21 protein-coding genes are annotated in these 17,906 nt (G+C 39.8%); 6 read left to right on the top strand and 15 right to left on the bottom strand.

The genetic code is table 11. The features are described 5' to 3' along the window. The first annotated feature begins 19 nt into the window (after positions 1-19). Both bfr (NO991_RS02960) and bfr (NO991_RS02955) read left to right on the top strand, forming a co-directional pair. Positions 20-493 carry a bacterioferritin gene (gene bfr / locus NO991_RS02960; RefSeq protein ID WP_054552096.1) on the top strand — a complete coding sequence of 158 codons (474 nt, stop codon included), beginning with the start codon at positions 20-22 and terminating at the stop codon, positions 491-493. Between the two features lie 11 nt (positions 494-504). Then, the gene (bfr, locus tag NO991_RS02955) at positions 505-969 is read left to right on the top strand and encodes a bacterioferritin (RefSeq protein WP_054552095.1); all 465 of its coding nucleotides are present in this window, start codon (positions 505-507) and stop codon (positions 967-969) included. Between the two features lie 57 nt (positions 970-1,026). Here bfr (NO991_RS02955) and NO991_RS02950 read toward each other — a convergent pair whose 3' ends face one another. Beyond that, the gene (locus NO991_RS02950) at positions 1,027-1,500 is read right to left on the bottom strand and encodes a mechanosensitive ion channel family protein (RefSeq protein ID WP_054552094.1); all 474 of its coding nucleotides are present in this window, start codon (positions 1,498-1,500) and stop codon (positions 1,027-1,029) included. A 58-nt stretch (positions 1,501-1,558) separates the two neighbouring features. Next, complete coding sequence (locus NO991_RS02945) at positions 1,559-2,014, bottom strand: hypothetical protein (RefSeq protein ID WP_300362898.1); 456 nt, start codon at positions 2,012-2,014, stop codon at positions 1,559-1,561. A gap of 181 nt (positions 2,015-2,195) precedes the next feature. Between NO991_RS02945 and NO991_RS02940 the strand changes: the two genes are divergently transcribed. Further along, positions 2,196-2,627, top strand: coding sequence for a hypothetical protein (locus tag NO991_RS02940; protein WP_138599963.1), 432 nt, complete (start codon positions 2,196-2,198; stop codon positions 2,625-2,627). A gap of 291 nt (positions 2,628-2,918) precedes the next feature. Here NO991_RS02940 and NO991_RS02935 read toward each other — a convergent pair whose 3' ends face one another. Further along, entirely contained in the window at positions 2,919-4,919 is a 2,001-nt protein-coding gene (locus tag NO991_RS02935) for a urocanate hydratase (RefSeq protein WP_199529410.1), read from the bottom strand. Positions 4,920-4,930: 11 nt separating this feature from the next. Continuing rightward, positions 4,931-6,424: a histidine ammonia-lyase gene (gene hutH / locus NO991_RS02930; RefSeq protein WP_300362989.1), complete on the bottom strand. Its 1,494-nt coding sequence runs from the start codon at positions 6,422-6,424 to the stop codon at positions 4,931-4,933. Positions 6,425-6,544: 120 nt separating this feature from the next. On the opposite strand from hutH, the gene NO991_RS02925 reads away from it, so the two are divergent. Further along, positions 6,545-7,441 (top strand): LysR family transcriptional regulator, encoded by an 897-nt coding sequence (locus NO991_RS02925; RefSeq protein WP_054552089.1) that lies wholly within the window; start codon positions 6,545-6,547, stop codon positions 7,439-7,441. Here the strand turns inward: NO991_RS02925 and NO991_RS02920 are convergent. The 7 genes from NO991_RS02920 to NO991_RS02890 form a co-directional block, all read right to left on the bottom strand. Beyond that, positions 7,419-7,826, bottom strand: coding sequence for a DoxX-like family protein (locus NO991_RS02920; protein WP_300362739.1), 408 nt, complete (start codon positions 7,824-7,826; stop codon positions 7,419-7,421). The two genes, NO991_RS02925 and NO991_RS02920, sit on opposite strands and share 23 nt — an antisense overlap. A 49-nt stretch (positions 7,827-7,875) precedes the next feature. Next, on the bottom strand, positions 7,876-8,292 hold the full coding sequence (locus tag NO991_RS02915) for a DUF805 domain-containing protein (RefSeq protein WP_138599969.1): 417 nt from the start codon (positions 8,290-8,292) through the stop codon (positions 7,876-7,878). Positions 8,293-8,478: 186 nt separating this feature from the next. Next, positions 8,479-9,006, bottom strand: coding sequence for a DUF4240 domain-containing protein (locus NO991_RS02910; protein ID WP_054552086.1), 528 nt, complete (start codon positions 9,004-9,006; stop codon positions 8,479-8,481). After that, on the bottom strand, positions 9,003-9,197 hold the full coding sequence (locus NO991_RS02905) for a YwbE family protein (RefSeq protein WP_036971837.1): 195 nt from the start codon (positions 9,195-9,197) through the stop codon (positions 9,003-9,005). Before NO991_RS02905 ends, NO991_RS02910 begins: the two co-directional genes overlap by 4 nt. A 59-nt stretch (positions 9,198-9,256) precedes the next feature. Then, positions 9,257-9,703, bottom strand: a complete 447-nt coding sequence (locus NO991_RS02900) for a hypothetical protein (protein ID WP_300362734.1) — start codon at positions 9,701-9,703, stop codon at positions 9,257-9,259. 2 nt (positions 9,704-9,705) lie between these two features. Next, complete coding sequence (locus NO991_RS02895; RefSeq protein ID WP_194441060.1) at positions 9,706-9,978, bottom strand: hypothetical protein; 273 nt, start codon at positions 9,976-9,978, stop codon at positions 9,706-9,708. Beyond that, positions 9,971-10,177 carry a hypothetical protein gene (locus tag NO991_RS02890; protein ID WP_138599973.1) on the bottom strand — a complete coding sequence of 69 codons (207 nt, stop codon included), beginning with the start codon at positions 10,175-10,177 and terminating at the stop codon, positions 9,971-9,973. Before NO991_RS02890 ends, NO991_RS02895 begins: the two co-directional genes overlap by 8 nt. A gap of 88 nt (positions 10,178-10,265) precedes the next feature. Between NO991_RS02890 and NO991_RS02885 the strand changes: the two genes are divergently transcribed. After that, positions 10,266-11,072, top strand: a complete 807-nt coding sequence (locus NO991_RS02885) for an ion transporter (RefSeq protein WP_171041553.1) — start codon at positions 10,266-10,268, stop codon at positions 11,070-11,072. Positions 11,073-11,112: 40 nt separating this feature from the next. Here the strand turns inward: NO991_RS02885 and NO991_RS02880 are convergent, their stop codons facing one another. The 4 genes from NO991_RS02880 to NO991_RS02865 form a co-directional block, all read right to left on the bottom strand. Continuing rightward, complete coding sequence (locus NO991_RS02880) at positions 11,113-11,505, bottom strand: VOC family protein (protein ID WP_300362731.1); 393 nt, start codon at positions 11,503-11,505, stop codon at positions 11,113-11,115. A 273-nt stretch (positions 11,506-11,778) separates the two neighbouring features. Further along, positions 11,779-12,213: a GNAT family N-acetyltransferase gene (locus NO991_RS02875; RefSeq protein WP_138599975.1), complete on the bottom strand. Its 435-nt coding sequence runs from the start codon at positions 12,211-12,213 to the stop codon at positions 11,779-11,781. Between the two features lie 122 nt (positions 12,214-12,335). Next, on the bottom strand, positions 12,336-14,294 hold the full coding sequence (locus NO991_RS02870; RefSeq protein WP_300362728.1) for a methyl-accepting chemotaxis protein: 1,959 nt from the start codon (positions 14,292-14,294) through the stop codon (positions 12,336-12,338). Between the two features lie 285 nt (positions 14,295-14,579). Next, complete coding sequence (locus NO991_RS02865; protein ID WP_166340882.1) at positions 14,580-15,191, bottom strand: FMN-binding negative transcriptional regulator; 612 nt, start codon at positions 15,189-15,191, stop codon at positions 14,580-14,582. Positions 15,192-15,700: 509 nt separating this feature from the next. On the opposite strand from NO991_RS02865, the gene NO991_RS02860 reads away from it, so the two are divergent. Beyond that, complete coding sequence (locus NO991_RS02860; RefSeq protein WP_300360449.1) at positions 15,701-17,848, top strand: TonB-dependent siderophore receptor; 2,148 nt, start codon at positions 15,701-15,703, stop codon at positions 17,846-17,848. Positions 17,849-17,906 lie beyond the last annotated feature (58 nt).

Genomic DNA, 17,906 nt, shown 5'->3' with positions numbered 1-17,906 from the left:
GGAATTTGAGGACAGCATTATGAAAGGTAACCAAAAAGTCATAGATAGTTTTAACAAACTACTCGCAAACGAATTAGCTGCTATAGATCAATACTTTATTCATTCTCGTATGTATGACGATTGGGGCCTAAATAAGCTGTATGAGCGCCTTAACCACGAAATGGAAGAAGAAAAAGATCACGCTGATTGGTTGATCAAACGTATTCTGTTTTTAGAAGGCGTACCAAACATGACTAAGCGTCGTGACCTATTAATTGGCTCAGACGTAAAGAGCATGATGCAAAATGACCTTACACTTGAGCTAGAAGTGGTTGACTGTGTTAAAGAAGCCATTGCCATCTGTGAACAAGAAAAAGACTATCAATCACGTGAAGTGCTTGAGAAGCTATTGTTTGATACAGAAGAAGATCATGTTTACTGGTTAGAACAACAACTTGGTCTAATCGACAAAATTGGTAGCCAAAACTACCATCAATCTCAAATGGGCGAATAGAGGCTAATTGTATGAAAGGTGATAAAAGCGTCATTGCTGCACTTAATAAAGTATTAGCGAATGAATTAGTAGGTATTAACCAATACTTTTTACACGCTCGTATGTTTAAAGATTTTGGCTTTTCAAAACTAGACAAAGCTGATTACAAAGTATCTATTCAAAAAATGAAAAACGCCGACCGTTTAATTGAGCGTATTTTGTTTTTAGAAGGTTTACCAAACTTACAAGATTTAGGCCGCCTACGTATAGGTGAAAACTCTGAAGAAATGATCGAAGCGAATATGAGCTTTGAACTTGATTCATTACCTGATCTGAAAGCGGCAATTAAACTTGCTGAAGAGAAAAAAGATTACATCAGCCGTGAAGCGCTAGATAACATCTTAAATGAGCAAGAAGAACAGATTGATTGGCTTGAAACACAGCAGCAGTTAATCAAAACCGCAGGGCTTGAGAATTACCTGCAATCTCAAATGTAACTTGCTAAAACTTAAAAAAGCAGCCTAGGCTGCTTTTTTTATGGCTAAAATTTGTGATTAATCGTCTTCGCGATCAATGATTGACACTTTATTACTTAAAATCAAAGAATTAGGAATTAAATGCACCGCTCCCTCGCCTTTAATTGTGATATAGCGCAAATTAAGGTCAATCACTGTGCCCTTTGAATTACTCACTTCAATGTAATTACCAAGCTTAATGGGTTTATAAAGCACAATCATGACACCTGCGACTAGGTTTGAAATAGCATCCTTCAACGCAAAACCCAAAGCAAAGCCTGTTAGGCCTAAGCCAGCAACTAACGCGGCTACGTCAAAACCCAGTTTCGATAGCGCCAGCACAATACCAATGAATAATAAAATAGCGCGCTGCGAGTTAGAAATCAGCCGGAAAGTTTCAAGAGCGGTTGAATCAAAGCGACGTTGAAACTGTTTAATAGCACGGTCAATAATAAGGCTTGCTATGTAAAAAGCAGCAAGCACTAAAAATGCTTGAATAAATTGGCTAGTCATAGAATTATCAGTTTAAAAATAAAGCCATCATAGGCTTAATATTGCTTAAGGCAAACGATTATTGTTTTTCAAACACACAAGACACGTCAGGTTTACTCAGCGTGTAAGTGATATTGTCATTATCTTTAAAACGCAGATCTTCTGTTGTTGAACCGTTGTCGCCTTCATTATCACAGCGAAAATAGCGCTTAGTTCTAACAATGCCATTTACAAAGTATTTTAACTTCGAACTGACAACACAGTAGTTAGGGATCTTCTTCACCTGGGTTCCGTTATGTAAGTCACTAAAGTCGATTAACGTCCCTAAGCTAAAGCCTTGCGTAGGTTCTTTTATCAATGCAAAGGATGCGTTTTGGCAAACCGCATCGCTACCCTCTTTTACTTTATAATTGCCTTGTTTATCTTTTATCAAAGCCAAAAACTGCGTTTTATTGCTTGGCTTTACATCAAGCAAAGCACTTGCATAAGACGATGTTGAAAACAAAAAAAACACTAAACAAAAGTAATATCTCATTGAAAATCCATAAACTTATAGACACTTAACTAGCATAGCATGCTGATAATGGTTGGTGAATTAATTACCTACTACTTAATACGACTAAAACATGAAATTAGTTCTGTGATTTAACTTCTCATAGGAAACGAAGCTGTTTATATGCTATAAATTTTAAAGTGACATCTTTGGAGGGAATCTTATGAAATTAATCAAACTAATTACCTTAACGACATTTCTTGCTTTAACAAGCATGCAAAGCCTAGCGAGTGATGACGAATGGAAATCGATTGCCGAGAAAAAGGTAAGCTACAAAAGCGAAACCGATACTGTTAACCCAATCACTAGCAGTCGTTACAGCCATATTAAAATTAAATGTACTCATGGCACAGTGAATCTTAAGAAAATTAAAGTTATTATGAATACCGGTGAAGAAAAGGTGTTTGATAACCTTGGTGTTTTAACCAAAGGAATGTCATCACGTAGCTTAAGTTTACCAGACAAAAACGACGCCAAACTCGATAAAATCAAACTTGAATATGAATCGGTAGGCAGCACAGCCCTGAGTATGGCAGGTGTAACCGAAAAAGCCGAAGTCGAAATTCTCGCGAAAAAAGCTAAGAAAGATGATTAAAGTTGCGAGTCAATGATCTTTGAGGCCATGCACCTTAAGTAGCAGTAGCTTTATACTGCTACTTTTTAAATACAAACGCGCGAAACAAGTTTCACGCCTACACTGGTGCCCATGTAGGTCGTCATTTATGGCGACAAAAACCGTGGAAATTTTCACGTAGGAACGGCTTCAGCCGTGAACCTTAGATGTTCGGCGTAAAAACGCCTCCCAAACGATGCGCTATTTAATATTTTTTGGCAATAAAAAAGGCCATGTTGCGCTTACAACATGGCCTTTTTGCATTGACACAACTTAGAAATCTAAGTTTGATAAAACGTCATCATCAACGTTATTAGACAAGGTCACTTTAAGTTTAGGGGTACGAGCCATTTCACGTTTAATCGCAAAATTAGCTTCTTCGTTACGCGCCCAACTACGACGAGCAATACCGTTGTTTACATCAAATAAGAGCATAGATTTCAAACGACGCTCGGCAGCTTCACTACCATCGAGTAGCATACCAAAACCGCCGTTGATCACTTCGCCCCAGCCAACACCGCCACCATTGTGGATAGATACCCAAGTAGCACCGCGGAAACCATCACCAATTACATTGTGAATCGCCATATCTGCTGTGAAGCGGCTACCATCATAAATGTTTGATGTTTCACGGAAAGGTGAATCAGTACCACTTACGTCATGGTGGTCACGCCCAAGAACAACCGGACCAATTTCGCCACGATTAATAGCATCATTAAAGGCTTTAGCGATTTCAGCGCGGCCTTGCGCGTCTGCATAAAGAATACGAGCTTGCGAACCAACTACGAGCTTGTTCTGCTTCGCATCTTTGATCCACGTGATGTTGTCTTGCATTTGCTGTTGGATCTCTTCAGGCGAGTCTGCCATGATTTTATTTAAAACGTCTGCAGCAATCGCATCTGTTTTATCAAGATCTTCTGGTTTACCTGATGTACATACCCAGCGGAACGGGCCAAAACCGTAGTCAAAACACATTGGGCCAAGAATATCTTGTACGTACGATGGGTATTTAAAATCAATACCGTTTTCAGCCATTACATCGCCACCAGCGCGTGATGCTTCTAGCAAGAACGCATTACCGTAATCAAAGAAGTAAGTACCTTTTGCCGTGTGTTTGTTAACAGCATCGGCGTGGCGTTTAAGCGTCGCTTGTACTTTTTCTTTAAATACTTCTGGCTCTTCACGAATTAAACGATTTGACTCTTCATAGCTGATATCAACCGGGTAGTAACCGCCTGACCAAGGGTTATGAAGTGAAGTTTGGTCTGAACCTAAGTGAATGAAAATATCTTCTGCTAAGAAGCTTTCCCATACATCAACCACGTTACCGATAAAGGCAATTGAAACCACTTCTTCATTTTGCTGTGCCGTACGTACACGCTCAACAAGCTCTGGCATGTTATCAATTAGCTCATCAACCCAACCTTGTTGATGACGCTTAATAGCCGCCTTAGGGTTAACCTCAGCACATACGGTGATACAGTTAGCAATGTTACCCGCTTTAGGCTGAGCACCACTCATACCGCCTAAACCAGCAGTTAAAAAGATCTTACCTTTTGGTGATTCGCCTTTTTCGAGCACTTTACGGAACGCATTCATTACCGTAATGGTTGTACCGTGAACAATACCTTGTGGGCCAATGTACATAAATGAACCCGCAGTCATTTGACCGTATTGAGTTACACCCAGTGCATTGAATTTTTCCCAGTCATCCGGCTTTGAATAGTTCGGGATCATCATACCGTTTGTCACAACCACGCGCGGTGCTTCAACTGATGATGGAAATAACCCCATAGGGTGACCCGAGTACATGTGTAGCGTTTGGTCTTCTTCCATTTCGCTTAAGTACTTCATAGTTAATAAGTACTGCGCCCAGTTTTGGAATACCGCACCGTTACCACCGTAAGTGATTAGCTCTTCAGGATGCTGTGCTACTGCAGGATCAAGGTTATTGTCGATCATTAACATGATCGCGGCAGCTTGTTCGCATTTAGCCGGGTAATCGCTAATTGAGCGCGCTTTAAGTTCATAGTTAGGCTTAAAGCGATACATGTAAATACGGCCAAATTGCTTAAGCTCAGCGGCAAATTCAGCGGCTAATTCGGTGTGCCATTCTTTAGGGAAATAACGCAATGCGTTACGAATAGCTAATTGCTTTTCGTCAGCCGATAAAATGTCTTTACGTTTTGGAGCACGGTTTGCATCACTTGGATACGGTTTTGGCTCTGGCAATACACTCGGGATACCTTGCTTAATTTGTTCTTGAAAAGTCATTGTTTGCTCCCTTAGTTAACTTTAAACGCTTGCGATTTAACAAGTTCTACCATGGCATCAATGTCTGGCTTAAGTAAGCGGTCTTCTTCTAGTTTGGCAACTTTGCTGCGAATGAGCGCAAAGTTTTCTTCGATGATGTCTGAACACTTGTTAGGACGTCTAAATTCGATTGCTTGCGCTGCATACATCAGCTCAATAGCGAAGATTTTATCAAGGTTACCTAAAATCTGGTTTAACTTACGACCAGAGATACTACCCATAGATACGTGATCTTCTTGGCCCATCGATGTTGGTACGCTGTCTGCTGATGGTGGGAAACACAATGATTTATTTTCTGTTACCAATGCCGCAGTCACATATTGCGGGATCATCATGCCAGAGTTTAAGCCACCCGATGTCGTTAACAAACGTGGTAAGCCATGTAAGCCCTCAAGCAGTAAGTAACAACGACGATCAGCAATGTTACCAAGCTCTGCCGCTGCGATTGATGCGTAATCTAATACCATAGCAAGTGGTTGGCCGTGGAAACCACCACCCGAAATGGCTTCTTCTTCGCTGATCACAATTGGGTTATCTGTTACAGAGTTCATTTCTGTTTCAGCAAGCTCTTTTAAATGGTAGTACGCGTTACGCGATGCACCATGAACTTGTGGAATACAACGTAATGAGTAAGGGTCTTGAACACGGTCACAATCAGTGTGTGAAGCCATGTTTTCAGAGCCTGCAAAAAAGCTACGCATACGTGCTGCAACTTCAACATTACCTTTAAAAGCACGAATTGCGTGTAACTCTTCACGGAACGGTGATTCGCTACCTTGCATACCTTCAATGCTCATAGCACCTGCGATATCTGCAAGGTCTAATAAGTAACGCATTTTAGTAAGCGCAGTAATGGCATGCGATAAAATAAACTGAGTACCGTTAATTAATGCTAGGCCTTCTTTAGCATGTAAATCTAAAGGCGCTAAACCATGCTCTTTTAATACCTCTGATGCTGGCTTGATTGTGTCGTTTACCCAAAACTCACCTTCACCTAAAAGAGGTAAGAATAAGTGTGATAACGGTGCTAAGTCGCCTGATGCGCCTACTGAGCCTTGCTCTGGTACAACAGGGATAATATCAAGTTCAATAAACTTAAGCATACGCTCAACAACGGTTAAACGAATACCTGAAAAACCTTGGCTTAATGCATGTACTTTGGTGATTAGCATCAGCTTTGAAATAGGTTTAGCGATTGGCTCACCCACACCAACAGCGTGTGTGATCAATAAGTTCTTTTGTAAAAGGTTAGTTTCTTCTGGAGAAATTTGTGTATCACATAATGGGCCAAAGCCCGTATTGATACCATAAATGGCTTTATCTGAGGCAGCCATTTTGTCTACGTTTTGGCGGCTTTTATTAATTTTATCAATTGCTTCTTGGCAAAGCTCTGCCTGTAACGTACCGGCTGCAATAGCATTAACGCTATCTAACGTTAATTGGTCAACACCATACTTAAATGTCATTTATAACTCCTAAAGAACAGGATTAAGTTTTATTTAGGTGGAGTCTAGCTTGCTCTAGTTGTTTTACAAATGCATAATTATCGTTATTCATTCCAGATTTATCGAACTTAAAGAAGAGCTATGCAAGTTCATGACGTAGACCTGCGCTTATTGCGCGTTTTTGTAGCAATTGTTGAGTGTGGCGGGCTTTCAGCCGCAGAGTCACGTTTGAATATTGGCCGCTCCACCATCAGTGCGCATTTATCAGATTTAGAAGTAAGGCTTGGTATTAAATTATGTAAACGTGGCCGCAGTGGTTTTGAAATTACAGACGCTGGCGCCATCACTTATCAGGCATCGATAGAACTGCTTCAGCAATGCGAAGCCTTTGCTAATACCGTAGCAAGCTCTAAAAACGAGTTATCGGGACGTTTAAGTATTGCCATGATAGATACCATGGTCAGCGACCCGCGTTGTGCCATTCCCCGCGCGATAGCAAGATTAAAAGGCAAAGGTAAAAACATTCAGTTCGATATTAATGTGTGCGAGGCACGAGAGGTAGAAACCGCAGTAGCCAATGGCCGCTCGTTGGTGGGGATTGGTGTTAGCCGCCATCATATTCGCGGACTTAATTACACAGCCCTACATAACGAAACTAACTTTTTGTATTGCGCAGTCGGTCACCCATTATTTGAGTGTGAAGACAAACAAATAGATAAGCTCATTAAAGAAGCCGAAGTCATTACCAGTAACTACATGCGTGATAAAGAAAGCCGAAACGACGGTTTAAACTATCAAAACAGTGCTGTTGCCTATCACGATGAAGGTATTGCACATTTAATTTTATCAGGTGAGTTTATTGGTTATTTACCCGACCACTACGCACAGTTCTGGGTCGATAAAGGTATTTTCAAAGCTATTCAACCGAGTAAATATCACTACGATATTCCTGTGGTATTGATCACCTCAAAAACAAATGCCAGCTCGCCTTTAGCAAATGCCATGATTGATGAAATTAAGCGTTGTTACTCGGTCTAGTGTTTTTGTTTAAAGCTTTTTGCTCTTTAATGAGCACAAGGCTAAAGGCGATCATGGCAAGATTTGTGGTCACAGGATTAAACGCTTCGATTAAAAGTGCGGGTTGTAAAACGGCAACAAACAGCGCTAGCCCAACTAAAGCGGCGATATTGAGAATATTGATAAAGATTGAACTATAAAAAATAAAGAACAGCACGGCAAATATAATTTCACCTATGCCAGCTGCTCGGGTGATGAGCGTTGAGATTTCAGCATTGAAGCCAAAACTGGCCGTCATTTTTAATTCAAGAGGAGCAATATGAATTAGTTTTGGCATCAGCCCATGATAAAGCCAACTAAAGCTGATAATAAATCTAGCTATTTGAATCGTTGTTAAATGCTTCATTAGACACGTTTGTTTTGTGTGCTCTGATATTCAGAGCACACGGTAAAGCTTATAAGCTAGTAGGTTTACCGAAACGGTTCTCAGCTTCATCACCTGCTAAAAAGCCATTTTCGATTAACGCCCAAATACCACCAATCAGTGGAACTAAGCCAATCAGTACCCACCAACCTGATTTATTACGGTCGTGCCAGCGTTTAACTTGAACCGCAAGCGAAACCCACATAAGCGGGATATAAAAGATGAGTGTGATTACAGAGATTGCTGTTTCATTACCACCTGTTAATAATGCAACTACGAACATAAAAACAAATGAAGCTACAATAATACCTAAGAAAGAATACCAATAAGTCTTACGAGGAATACGTCCTTTAAAAGAAAATAAGATTTCTTTCATGCTTAAGGTAGTTGTTTCTGTTGACGCTGTAGCAAGGTTTGCTTCTGGTGCTTGATATACGTTTTCTGACACTGTCATTTCCTTTGATATGTGTTAAGCAAACTAATTAAACTTAGCTTGCTGATTTATATTGTTAAATTAGCTGAATATAGCGTGAATAAGATACCACAAAATGATTAAATATAGGTACTAAAAATTTCTGAAAGCTATAGAAAAGTAAGTATTAGCGCATAAAAAAGCACCCTTAGGTGCTTTTAATTAGTTCGGTTGTTGCCAATATTTGGCGTATAAATTTGGATAGGTTTGCTTTAAAAACTTGGCCTTATCTTTAAAGCGTTTACCTTTTGGTTGCTCAAGGCCAGATGGTACAAAGGGTAATTCGTCATCATTACGCTCTTCGTAAAGCATACCGGCAATTAAATCGTACTCATCTAAATACGGGTAAGGCTGCTCGTTTAAATGATAAACAGGCGTACACTCAGCAATTGAGTCTGGGTTTTCAAGCGCTTTCAAAAAAGCCTGTTCACCACGTGAAATAAGCCAACATAAAAACTCAGAAAAACCATAATCGTCGTTACATCCGGCCATCACATATGCAGCGCCAAATAAATCCCAGGTATAAGCTTTACGCATACGTAGGTTAAACTGCTTATCGAACTCCATCAGCTGTTGGTCAGATAAATCAGTAAGCTTTGCTTTTAATGCATTACAAACAGACTCAGGCTCGGCAGTTTTATCTTCGGCAGTCACGAGTTGCCAAAATTCACTTTCGCTTAAAACACTCATGATAAAATCTCTTTCACGCGCCCTACTTGACCATCATCAAGCTGTACTTTAATACCATGCGGGTGATTCGGTGATTTAGTTAAAATACGTGATACCACACCTTGAGTTAACTGACCTGTTCGTTGATCTTGTTTTAATACAATGTTGACTTCGCAGCCAATTGAAATTTGTGAACGCGTAGGCACTGCCATTGCTATATCTCTTTCAATAATTTTTGCCGATTATAGCCATTTGCAGCTGGCTTACCAAATTAAACCTGTTCGATTGGGCTGTTTTTAAGCAGCGCCTTTGGCAAAATCTCATTTAAACGTTTAGTGATGGCTTCAGCTTTACCTTTTATTTGAAAGTCATAACCTTGGCCGTTGTTATCTAATATGACGGCTAAATAGTTATCAGCAACTTTCAGTTGCGTTATACGGCTTAATTCAAGAGTCTTTTCTTGCTCGCCATAATAAACCTGCTTAACCGTTAAGCTCGTGTCTGTTGTCATGAGTGTTTTACTAAGGGCTGTTTTGGCTGCAAATTTTTCTGTTGAGCGATAGGCTTGCACCATAAAAGCAATTGCAAATATAAAACCGGTAAAACTTGAAATAGGTAATGAGTCTGATTGCAAGCTGTACACACCTACACAAATAAATAACACAGCAAGAGCTAGGTTTAATCTAACCATCTGTTTAGGGTCTAAATTTAAGTACATTATTATTCCTTTAAAAATGAAATTGCTTTTACATTGATAGCTAAATCTTTTGCACTCAATTCTTTGATAATTAGACTGCTAATTAACTGGGTTTGCTCAGCGGTTATCGGCAGCTCTTTACAATAACAACTGACTTTTAGTGATTGCGGTAGCTTTTTTAGATCAGCAGTATGCGTTAACCATGAAAATTCGTGTACGTGCTCTTTTGCTAGTTCGCACGCTTGCGTTAAAGCAACTCGAATAACCTTATCTAGACGCTTTTCTGTTTTAGTCATGTTCTGCTTGTTGTTTTTTAAATTCTTCGTAACTGTCTTGCTGGCGTTTAACACACTCATGGTATTCTTTATCTGCCAAATAATTGCATTCACTTAAACGTGCTGATTGAATTTCATGATAACGGGCATCAGAGCTACACGCTGATAAAACCACAGCAAGCGTTGCAATCACGGCTAATTTTAAAGCGTTAAAAAACATTAAATTTCCTTCATGTAGTTATACATTGGTGCTGCAATTTCCTGTATATTGCGTGGGTTTAAATATTACAACCAAAGGGTTCTATATGATGTTGTCGCAGTTACAACAGCTGTTTCAGCGTATCGATAAAAGTAAAATTTTTCAATCATTTGTTATTGCTGTCATTGTTATTTCAGCACTAACTGTGGGGGCACACACCTATTCGTTACATCCAACAGTTGAGCTTGCCTTACATTGGATGGACTTAGGTATCACGGTATTCTTTTTAGTTGAACTGGTGATCCGCTTTATCGCAAGCCGAGGCTTTAAAGACTTTTTCAGCAAAGGTTGGAACATTTTCGATTTTATAATCGTGGTGGGTAGCCTTTACCCTGCAGCAGGCTCAACAATTTTTATCGCTCGATTACTGCGTATTTTCCGCGTATTGCGACTTGTATCTATGATCCCAGAGCTTAGACTGCTGGTTAACTCGCTTCTAAAAGCGATTCCGCAAATGGGCTATATCGCCCTGCTCATGTTCGTGATCTTCTATATTTATGCCGCCATGGGTAGCATGCTGTTTGCTGACATCAACCCAGTACTGTGGGGCGATGTGTCTATTTCGATGCTCACCCTATTCAGGATTGCCACGTTTGAGGATTGGACCGATGTTATGTATGAAACGATGGCTGTGTATGAGCTCAGCTGGATTTTTTATCTAACCTTCATCTTTTTAACAGCCTTTGTATTTTTAAACATGATGGTTGGTGCGATTTTAGAAGTTATGTCTGAAGAGCATCGTAACGCCCGTGAAGAGCAAACATCTGATGCCGACATGCCCGCAACCAAAGGGCAAATAGCTCAGCTGCAAGCTGAAATGGCTGAACTAAAACAACTACTGAAAGAAAAGCAGTAAGGTTTTTAAATAATTGTTTTTAGCTATTAGGCGCTAGACCTTAGCGCCTTTTTTTACCCTCTTTTTCTACTTTCCATGGCGGGTTTAAGCGGTTTTCTCCGGCCCAATACAATTTAATTTTATTCCCTGATGGGTCTTTTAGAATTGCTTCCGTCCATAAATAACGCTGTGCAGTAGGCGGCTGTTCAAAGCGAATGCCTTTTTCAACAAGGCTTGCATAGAGCTCATCGAGCTGCTCATGTTCAAAATAAATTACCGCACTATTATTATAATTACCGGTTTCTAATGACAGCGAAAATGTGGCATCACCATCAGGGCATTGAAAGCGTGCGTAATGCGGAGTATCCACTATCTGAATCATTCCCAATGTTAAGTAAAAAGACACCGCTTCATTCATATCCTTTACAGGTAACGTCACCTGATTGAGATTCATTTACTACTCCTATGTAATGTTTTATTTGCTGCTTCAGCATATCGTGTTCATTAAATTAAGCAAAACATAAGTGACGACAGTAAAGTTAGTAAGAGTTTGTAGGAGGCGTTTCAACGCCGAACATCTAAATTCATGGCTGAAGCCGTTCCTACGAGATTCATCGTAGGCGTGAAACTTGTTTCGCGCGTTTGTAAGTCGTGCTTTAGCGCGTAATTAGAAAAATATTTAAAGTTTTGTCGCTATAAATTTCGACTTTCACGGCTGAAGCCGTTCCTACACGAGCTCCATGTGCAATATTGGAAATGGCTTGCCCATATCATCTAAAGGCGAGCGTGAGGCAATTTTAAAGCCCCTATGTTGATAAAATCCAACCGCAAGTAGGTTTTGCTCATTAACATCCACTTTGTTGGCAGCTAATTGCTCAACTGCATAGTTGAGTAGTGCTTTACCTATGCCCTTACCTCTTGCGGCATCTAAAATGAACAACATTTCTATTTTGCATTCATGTACGCCTATAAAGCCTAAAATTGCCTGATGCTCATCCTTAATGCACTTTAAAGTCACATTCGGAAACGCTTGCTCGATAATAATTGGCTTAAAAAAAGCGATGTCGTCTTCTGTTATAAAATCATGGGTTGCTCGAACTGAGTTTTCCCATACAGCAAGTAGCTCTGGGTAATCTTCAGCGTTCACACTATCTATTTTCATTATTTGCCATTTTATAGGAGTTTTGTGCCTTGTGTTCTCTAATCAAATAACAAAATGATTCGTTACACGCTTTAGTTATTTATTCCATTAAAGCATGCAAAGTATATGAAACAAAGAGTATTTTACACTTTAAACTTACCCACTAAATCATTTAGAGTTTTCGATAACAGGTTTAGTTTGTCACCATTGCCTCTGGCACTATGGGCAATTTCGCTTACATCATCAGCCGCATTTTTTATTTCAACAACATTGCGGTTAATGTCTTCTGCTACATGCTGTTGCTCTTCAGCTGCAGTGGCAATCTGTGTATTTAAATCGCTGATATTGACGATAGACGCTGTTATTTCGCTAAATTGCTGTTGTGCTGAATGGGCTAACTCCACTGTTTTGTTTGTGCGGTCTAAGCTGGTTGTCATCTCTTTTGACACTTGATCAGACATCTTGCGCAACGTATCTAACTGACTTGCTATTTCTTCTGTCGATTCTGAGGTTCTTTGTGATAACGCACGCACCTCATCTGCGACAACTGCAAAGCCTCGACCATGCTCACCCGCCCTCGCCGCTTCAATTGCTGCATTTAAAGCTAACAAATTGGTTTGCTCTGCGATGCCTCTTATCACGCTTAAAATCGACATGATATTTTCACTTTCAGCATCGAGTTGGTTTATATCTTTAGTTGCTTTGGTGATCACCTTAGATAGAGATACAACGCTATCAACCGTTTTAGATATAACACTTTGTCCAAGCTCAGAGGCCTGTTGTGTTTGCGATGCAAGTTCGGCTGCATTGGCACAACTGGCAGAGACTTCATTGGCTGTCGCTGCCATTTCATTAATCGCTGTGGCCGCCATTTCGAGGGCTTGTTGTTGCTGAGATGTTGAGCCAGATAATTGCGCCGCTTGTGATGACGTTTGCGCCGAGGTATCACTCACATTTTGCGCACACTCATTAATTTGCGTGACTAAATCAGAAATCAAATTCAAAAATAAATTAAAGCTGTTAGCCAGTTTGGCCGTTTCATCGCGTGTTTTAATCACTAACCGCTTTGTTAAGTCACCACCACCTTGCGATATTTCAGTTAGACCATCACTTACTTCAACAATAGGTGCAGAAATTAATTTAGAAATATAGCTAGCTACAAGAATGAATACAGCAATCAAGATTGCACTGATGACTAGAATGGTAATCGTCATTGCATTTGCGCCACTCATTACTTCAGATTTTTCAACTAAACCTATAAATTTCCAGCCTAGTTTTTGCGAGGTGTATATATTCGCTAAGTAATCTTTACCATTAATGTCAATTTCAAATTGCCCCTGATTATTATCAGCGAGCTGTTTGTATTTTCCGTTATTGACTTGTGCTAGCTGCTTAAACCTGTAATCAGCATTTTTAACGTCAACGAGTACATTGCCACTATCTTCAATCAACATTAAATAGCCAGTTTCACCAAGTTTAATGTTCGCAATAATATCGGTAAGGCCCTGCAAGGATACATCCATGCCCTGTACACCAATAAGCTCCCCCGCTTCCTTAATCGCTTTAACAGTAGAAACAATTACCATGTCATCTGCTGCCCAATAATAGGCATTGGTTCTTACCGTTTTACCATTTGCTGCTTTGCCAGTTTCGTACCAAGGCCTTACTCTTGGGTCATAATTCGCTGTAACTTCACCCTCTGGCCATTGAATATAACCACCTTGCTCATTCCCCATATAGATATAAGCAAGTCCCGGGTGGGTGGCACCAAAGTGATCAAATAAACGAAAGGCGTTTTTTTCGATGTCACTACCACTTAGATGATCAAGCTTTTCTGCACTAGGTGATTGCATATGGGTTTTAACACCTTGCTTGGCGTCTAAGATAGCGGAATGGGATGCAAGATAATTGACGTTTTTCTCTATTTCAGCAAAAAACATACTGATACCGTTATCAACTTGTTTCGCTTCTCTTTGACTAAGCTCAGCGAAACTATCGAGGGCTTGTTGTCTTGTTTGTGTAATTACAAGCACAGCAATAATGATCAACGGCAGCGCAATTGCTGACGCAAAGGCGAGTTTTAATTTTTTTGAAATGTTCATAGCCAACTTCCAACTTAGCACTTAAGAAAATATAGTGAGACCTCTGAAGTTCAGCAAATAATTAAGTGTTTATTTTTATGGGGCAAAGCAAGCTTGACCACATAAAGTTAACGTGAAATTTATACCCCTTATGCTTGCTTTTACTCAAAACTTACCTGTTAAAAATATGACATTTAGTTGACAGACACGTGGAATGTACTAACTTTAGTTTTAGTAGTTAACATACTTTTAACAAAGTATTGCTAGATACTTTCCAACCAATTGGCAGCATTTGCTGTATGCAAATTAGCTGCCTATTCCTACTTCATGTTTAAGCATATAGCAAAGTAAAGCTTGGGCATCAGGGTGTTTATCTGCTTTTAACCCTGTTAAAACACCTTGTTGATCCGCCGCCGACTTATGCTGGCCTAACTTCTCTTTTGCCTGAATTGAGTCAAGTTCGATTTTAATACCCACTATGCCACGCAGTAATTTGGCTTGATAATCAGCTGGTAACAAACTGGTGTCGTTTAAAATACTTGGCTCGTATTGGCTAATTAACTCATTTAGGCAGGCTAAGGTGTTGTCATCATCAAGGTATTCTACTATGCCTTGGGCATGCACCGCAGCGTAGTTCCAGGTCGATACAGCTGGCTTCTCACTATACCAAGTGGGTGAAATATAACTATGTGGGCCATTAAAAACCACTAATACGCGGGTACCTTGCAAGCTTTTGCCGTGACTATTAGCCCGTGACACATGACCATATAAGGTACCAAACTCGCCCTCATCGGGTTTATACACTAATGGTAGATGGGTTGCCTCAAACTCACTATCAACCATCAGTGCAAAGCTGTAGGTTTTGATAAACTGCGATACTCGCTCTGGTGTCATTTTCCACTTGTTGGGTGTGTGCATGCTTTTCTCAATTTATTAAAAATTGCTCCGATTGCTTGAATCTAACATTGTAATTGATCAAGAGTTTTCTACTAGCCTTTAGCCACGACTTAAATCACAAATAATGTTATGTCCTTTAACCAATTCGAAAAAACTAACAAATCAAAAGGCCTTTTAACTGCACACTTAATAAATGATAATAATTTACATTACCATTTATTAAGTGGTATATTCCCATTAATCGGTACAGGGTGTTGCGGATTTTAATTAATTGGAGACTGAAGAAAAACTCTTCTTGTCTCTTGGTTACTAAATCAATGTTAAAGGATATACACAATGGAAATTTTTAAACTACCGCAATATCTATGGATTAATGATTCCAACTATCTAAAAAGAAAAATCTCCGTTTTGCTGGGGATATCATAAGCCCACTCCATGATTTTCCACTCGTCATGACTTTCAACATGACACAACAATAGCCTAAGCATAGGCCTCACTATTTAAAGACGTAATAGGACTACGGATAAAAAATGACAAAGACTAACTACTTTAAACTCACGCCTGTCGCACTTTCTTGTTTAGCGATATTTAGTCAATCTTTACAGGCTGAGCAAAAAAAGCATCACGATATGGAAGTACTCACAGTCGTGGGTGAACAAAACAATGCTCAAAGCTATAAAGTTGAGCAAATGAGTACCGCAACGGGTTTAGAGTTATCATTTCTTGAAACACCACAATCAACCACAGTCGTGAATGAGCAAGCGATAAAAGATCAACAACTAAACTCTGTTATTGAAGTGATGAACAGCGTAGCGGGGATTAATACCCGCCCTTCTGACAACGACCGATACTCAATCAGTGCCCGCGGTATTGGCGTAAGTAGTATTTTGTATGACGGTGTGGCGACAACCTACGATACACGCTTTAACTATGGTGACAACTTAATGGATAGCGCAATTTATCAGCGCATAGAAGTTGTTCGCGGAGCAACTGGTTTGATGTTAGGTGCGGGCAGTCCATCGGCAGCTATCAATTTAGTGCGTAAGCGTCCGACAGAACAATTTCAAGCAAACGTAAGCCTAAGTATTGGTTCATGGCAACAGTTACGCGGTATTGTTGACTTATCGGGAGGTTTGAATCAAGACGCAAGCGTTCGAGGTCGAGTCGTCATAGCATATCAAGATCGCGAAAGTTATCAGCATCGTTACGAGCAACAAAGACAAACCCTTTACGGTATTATTGAAGCAGATTTAGGTCGTGACACATTACTAACCTTAGGAACTGATTATCAAGATACCAAGCCTGAAGGCTCAATGTCTGGTGGATTACCGCTATTTGACAACCAAGGTAATAGAACTAATTACAGTCACCACACATCAACTGCTCCTCGCTGGGCATCATCTAAAACCAAAGCGTTGAACAGCTTTGCCACGATTGAACATAACTTTAGTGATGACTGGCAAGTTAAAGCCAGCTACATCTATGGCGATAACGATTTAGAATATGATGTGTTATGGCCAACGGGTAACCCAGACCCAATAACCAATGAAGGAATGATACCTGGCTCACTTTCATTTATTGATGGCAATCGCACTCAACATACATACGACTTAAAATTATCGGGCCGTTTTATGTTACTCGATCGTTCTCAACAAGTTCTAATTGGTGTAAATCAGCAGAAACAAGAGTTTGCCAACCCATATTATGGCTCTTTAAATGAAGCACCGCTTTTGGGTGATTTTAGAGATAAAAACTTTACTTATCCCACCCCTCAATGGAGTGATGAAATCTTGTATGGCTCATGGGGAGAAACAAAGCAACAAGCAATATATCTTGCTTCTGATATTGAAGTAACTGACGCGCTTTCAATGGTTATAGGAGGACGGATTGATAATTGGGAAACTGAGCAAGACAATTTCGGAACCGTTCATAATTACGAAGTTGATAATGAATTTACCAGTTACATTGGCGCTACCTATACTGTTGGGCAAAATGTATCTTTGTATGCTAACTACACCGATATTTTCACACCACAAAGTAGAGTTCAATCCGATGGCAGGTACCTAGATCCTGTTAAGGGAAAAAACTACGAAGCAGGTGTTAAAGCAAGCCTATTTGAAGAAGCGCTAGACACCTCATTTTCAGTGTTTGAGATCCGTCAAGATAATGTTGGCGAAGCAACAGGAGAAACATTACCTGGTACTACTGTGCCTATTTACCGTGGTATTGATGGCACCAAAACGCAAGGATTCGAATTTGAAGCAAATGGTTCAATTAATGAGCATTGGAATGTTTATTTTGGATATAGCCAATTTGAAACAAAAGACCCTGATGGAGAAAAGATAACGACCACTAGCCCAAAACACCAAGTAAAGCTTTTCAGTACTTATGAATTAAATAATATACTAAGTGGTCTACAACTGGGAGCTGGTTTTAATTGGCAAAGTGAAATCAATAGAAATGTCACTAAGCCTGATAGAAGTTCAGTTGAGGTTAGTCAGCAAAGTTATGCGCTTTTTCGACTAATGGCAAGATACAACGTAAACGAACAACTTACATTGCGCGCTAATTTAGAGAACGCATTTGATAAACGTTATTACAGCCAAATTGGGTTTTATAACCAGTATCAATATGGCGCACCGAGAAACTTTAGTATCACTGCTCAATATCGTTTTTAATAACATACACGAGTAATTACTAAATTCGCCTCTATATACGAGGCGAATTTAGAAACAG

It is taken from the genome of Pseudoalteromonas sp. DY56-GL22 (assembly GCF_041414715.1).
Classification (GTDB): Bacteria; Pseudomonadota; Gammaproteobacteria; order Enterobacterales; family Alteromonadaceae; genus Pseudoalteromonas; species Pseudoalteromonas simplex.
The sequence above is the reverse complement of the archived record's forward strand: the minus strand, read 5'-3'. Positions and strand labels throughout refer to the sequence as shown.

Bases quoted from the DNA above. Each gene is read 5' to 3' on its own strand.
- hutH (WP_300362989.1), bottom strand. From the start codon at position 6,424: ATGACATTTAAGTATGGTGTTGACCAATTAACGTTAGATAGCGTTAAT.
- NO991_RS02880 (WP_300362731.1), bottom strand. From the start codon at position 11,505: ATGAATCTCAATCAGGTGACGTTACCTGTAAAGGATATGAATGAAGCG.
- NO991_RS02900 (WP_300362734.1), bottom strand. From the start codon at position 9,703: ATGTACTTAAATTTAGACCCTAAACAGATGGTTAGATTAAACCTAGCT.
- NO991_RS02865 (WP_166340882.1), bottom strand. From the start codon at position 15,191: ATGCACACACCCAACAAGTGGAAAATGACACCAGAGCGAGTATCGCAG.
- NO991_RS02875 (WP_138599975.1), bottom strand. From the start codon at position 12,213: ATGAAAATAGATAGTGTGAACGCTGAAGATTACCCAGAGCTACTTGCT.
- NO991_RS02895 (WP_194441060.1), bottom strand. From the start codon at position 9,978: ATGACTAAAACAGAAAAGCGTCTAGATAAGGTTATTCGAGTTGCTTTA.
- NO991_RS02885 (WP_171041553.1), top strand. From the start codon at position 10,266: ATGTTGTCGCAGTTACAACAGCTGTTTCAGCGTATCGATAAAAGTAAA.
- NO991_RS02920 (WP_300362739.1), bottom strand. From the start codon at position 7,826: ATGAAGCATTTAACAACGATTCAAATAGCTAGATTTATTATCAGCTTT.
- NO991_RS02910 (WP_054552086.1), bottom strand. From the start codon at position 9,006: ATGAGTGTTTTAAGCGAAAGTGAATTTTGGCAACTCGTGACTGCCGAA.
- NO991_RS02905 (WP_036971837.1), bottom strand. From the start codon at position 9,197: ATGGCAGTGCCTACGCGTTCACAAATTTCAATTGGCTGCGAAGTCAAC.
- NO991_RS02870 (WP_300362728.1), bottom strand. From the start codon at position 14,294: ATGAACATTTCAAAAAAATTAAAACTCGCCTTTGCGTCAGCAATTGCG.
- NO991_RS02950 (WP_054552094.1), bottom strand. From the start codon at position 1,500: ATGACTAGCCAATTTATTCAAGCATTTTTAGTGCTTGCTGCTTTTTAC.
- NO991_RS02890 (WP_138599973.1), bottom strand. From the start codon at position 10,177: ATGTTTTTTAACGCTTTAAAATTAGCCGTGATTGCAACGCTTGCTGTG.
- NO991_RS02945 (WP_300362898.1), bottom strand. From the start codon at position 2,014: ATGAGATATTACTTTTGTTTAGTGTTTTTTTTGTTTTCAACATCGTCT.
- NO991_RS02925 (WP_054552089.1), top strand. From the start codon at position 6,545: ATGCAAGTTCATGACGTAGACCTGCGCTTATTGCGCGTTTTTGTAGCA.
- NO991_RS02860 (WP_300360449.1), top strand. From the start codon at position 15,701: ATGACAAAGACTAACTACTTTAAACTCACGCCTGTCGCACTTTCTTGT.
- NO991_RS02940 (WP_138599963.1), top strand. From the start codon at position 2,196: ATGAAATTAATCAAACTAATTACCTTAACGACATTTCTTGCTTTAACA.
- bfr (WP_054552096.1), top strand. From the start codon at position 20: ATGAAAGGTAACCAAAAAGTCATAGATAGTTTTAACAAACTACTCGCA.
- NO991_RS02935 (WP_199529410.1), bottom strand. From the start codon at position 4,919: ATGACTTTTCAAGAACAAATTAAGCAAGGTATCCCGAGTGTATTGCCA.
- bfr (WP_054552095.1), top strand. From the start codon at position 505: ATGAAAGGTGATAAAAGCGTCATTGCTGCACTTAATAAAGTATTAGCG.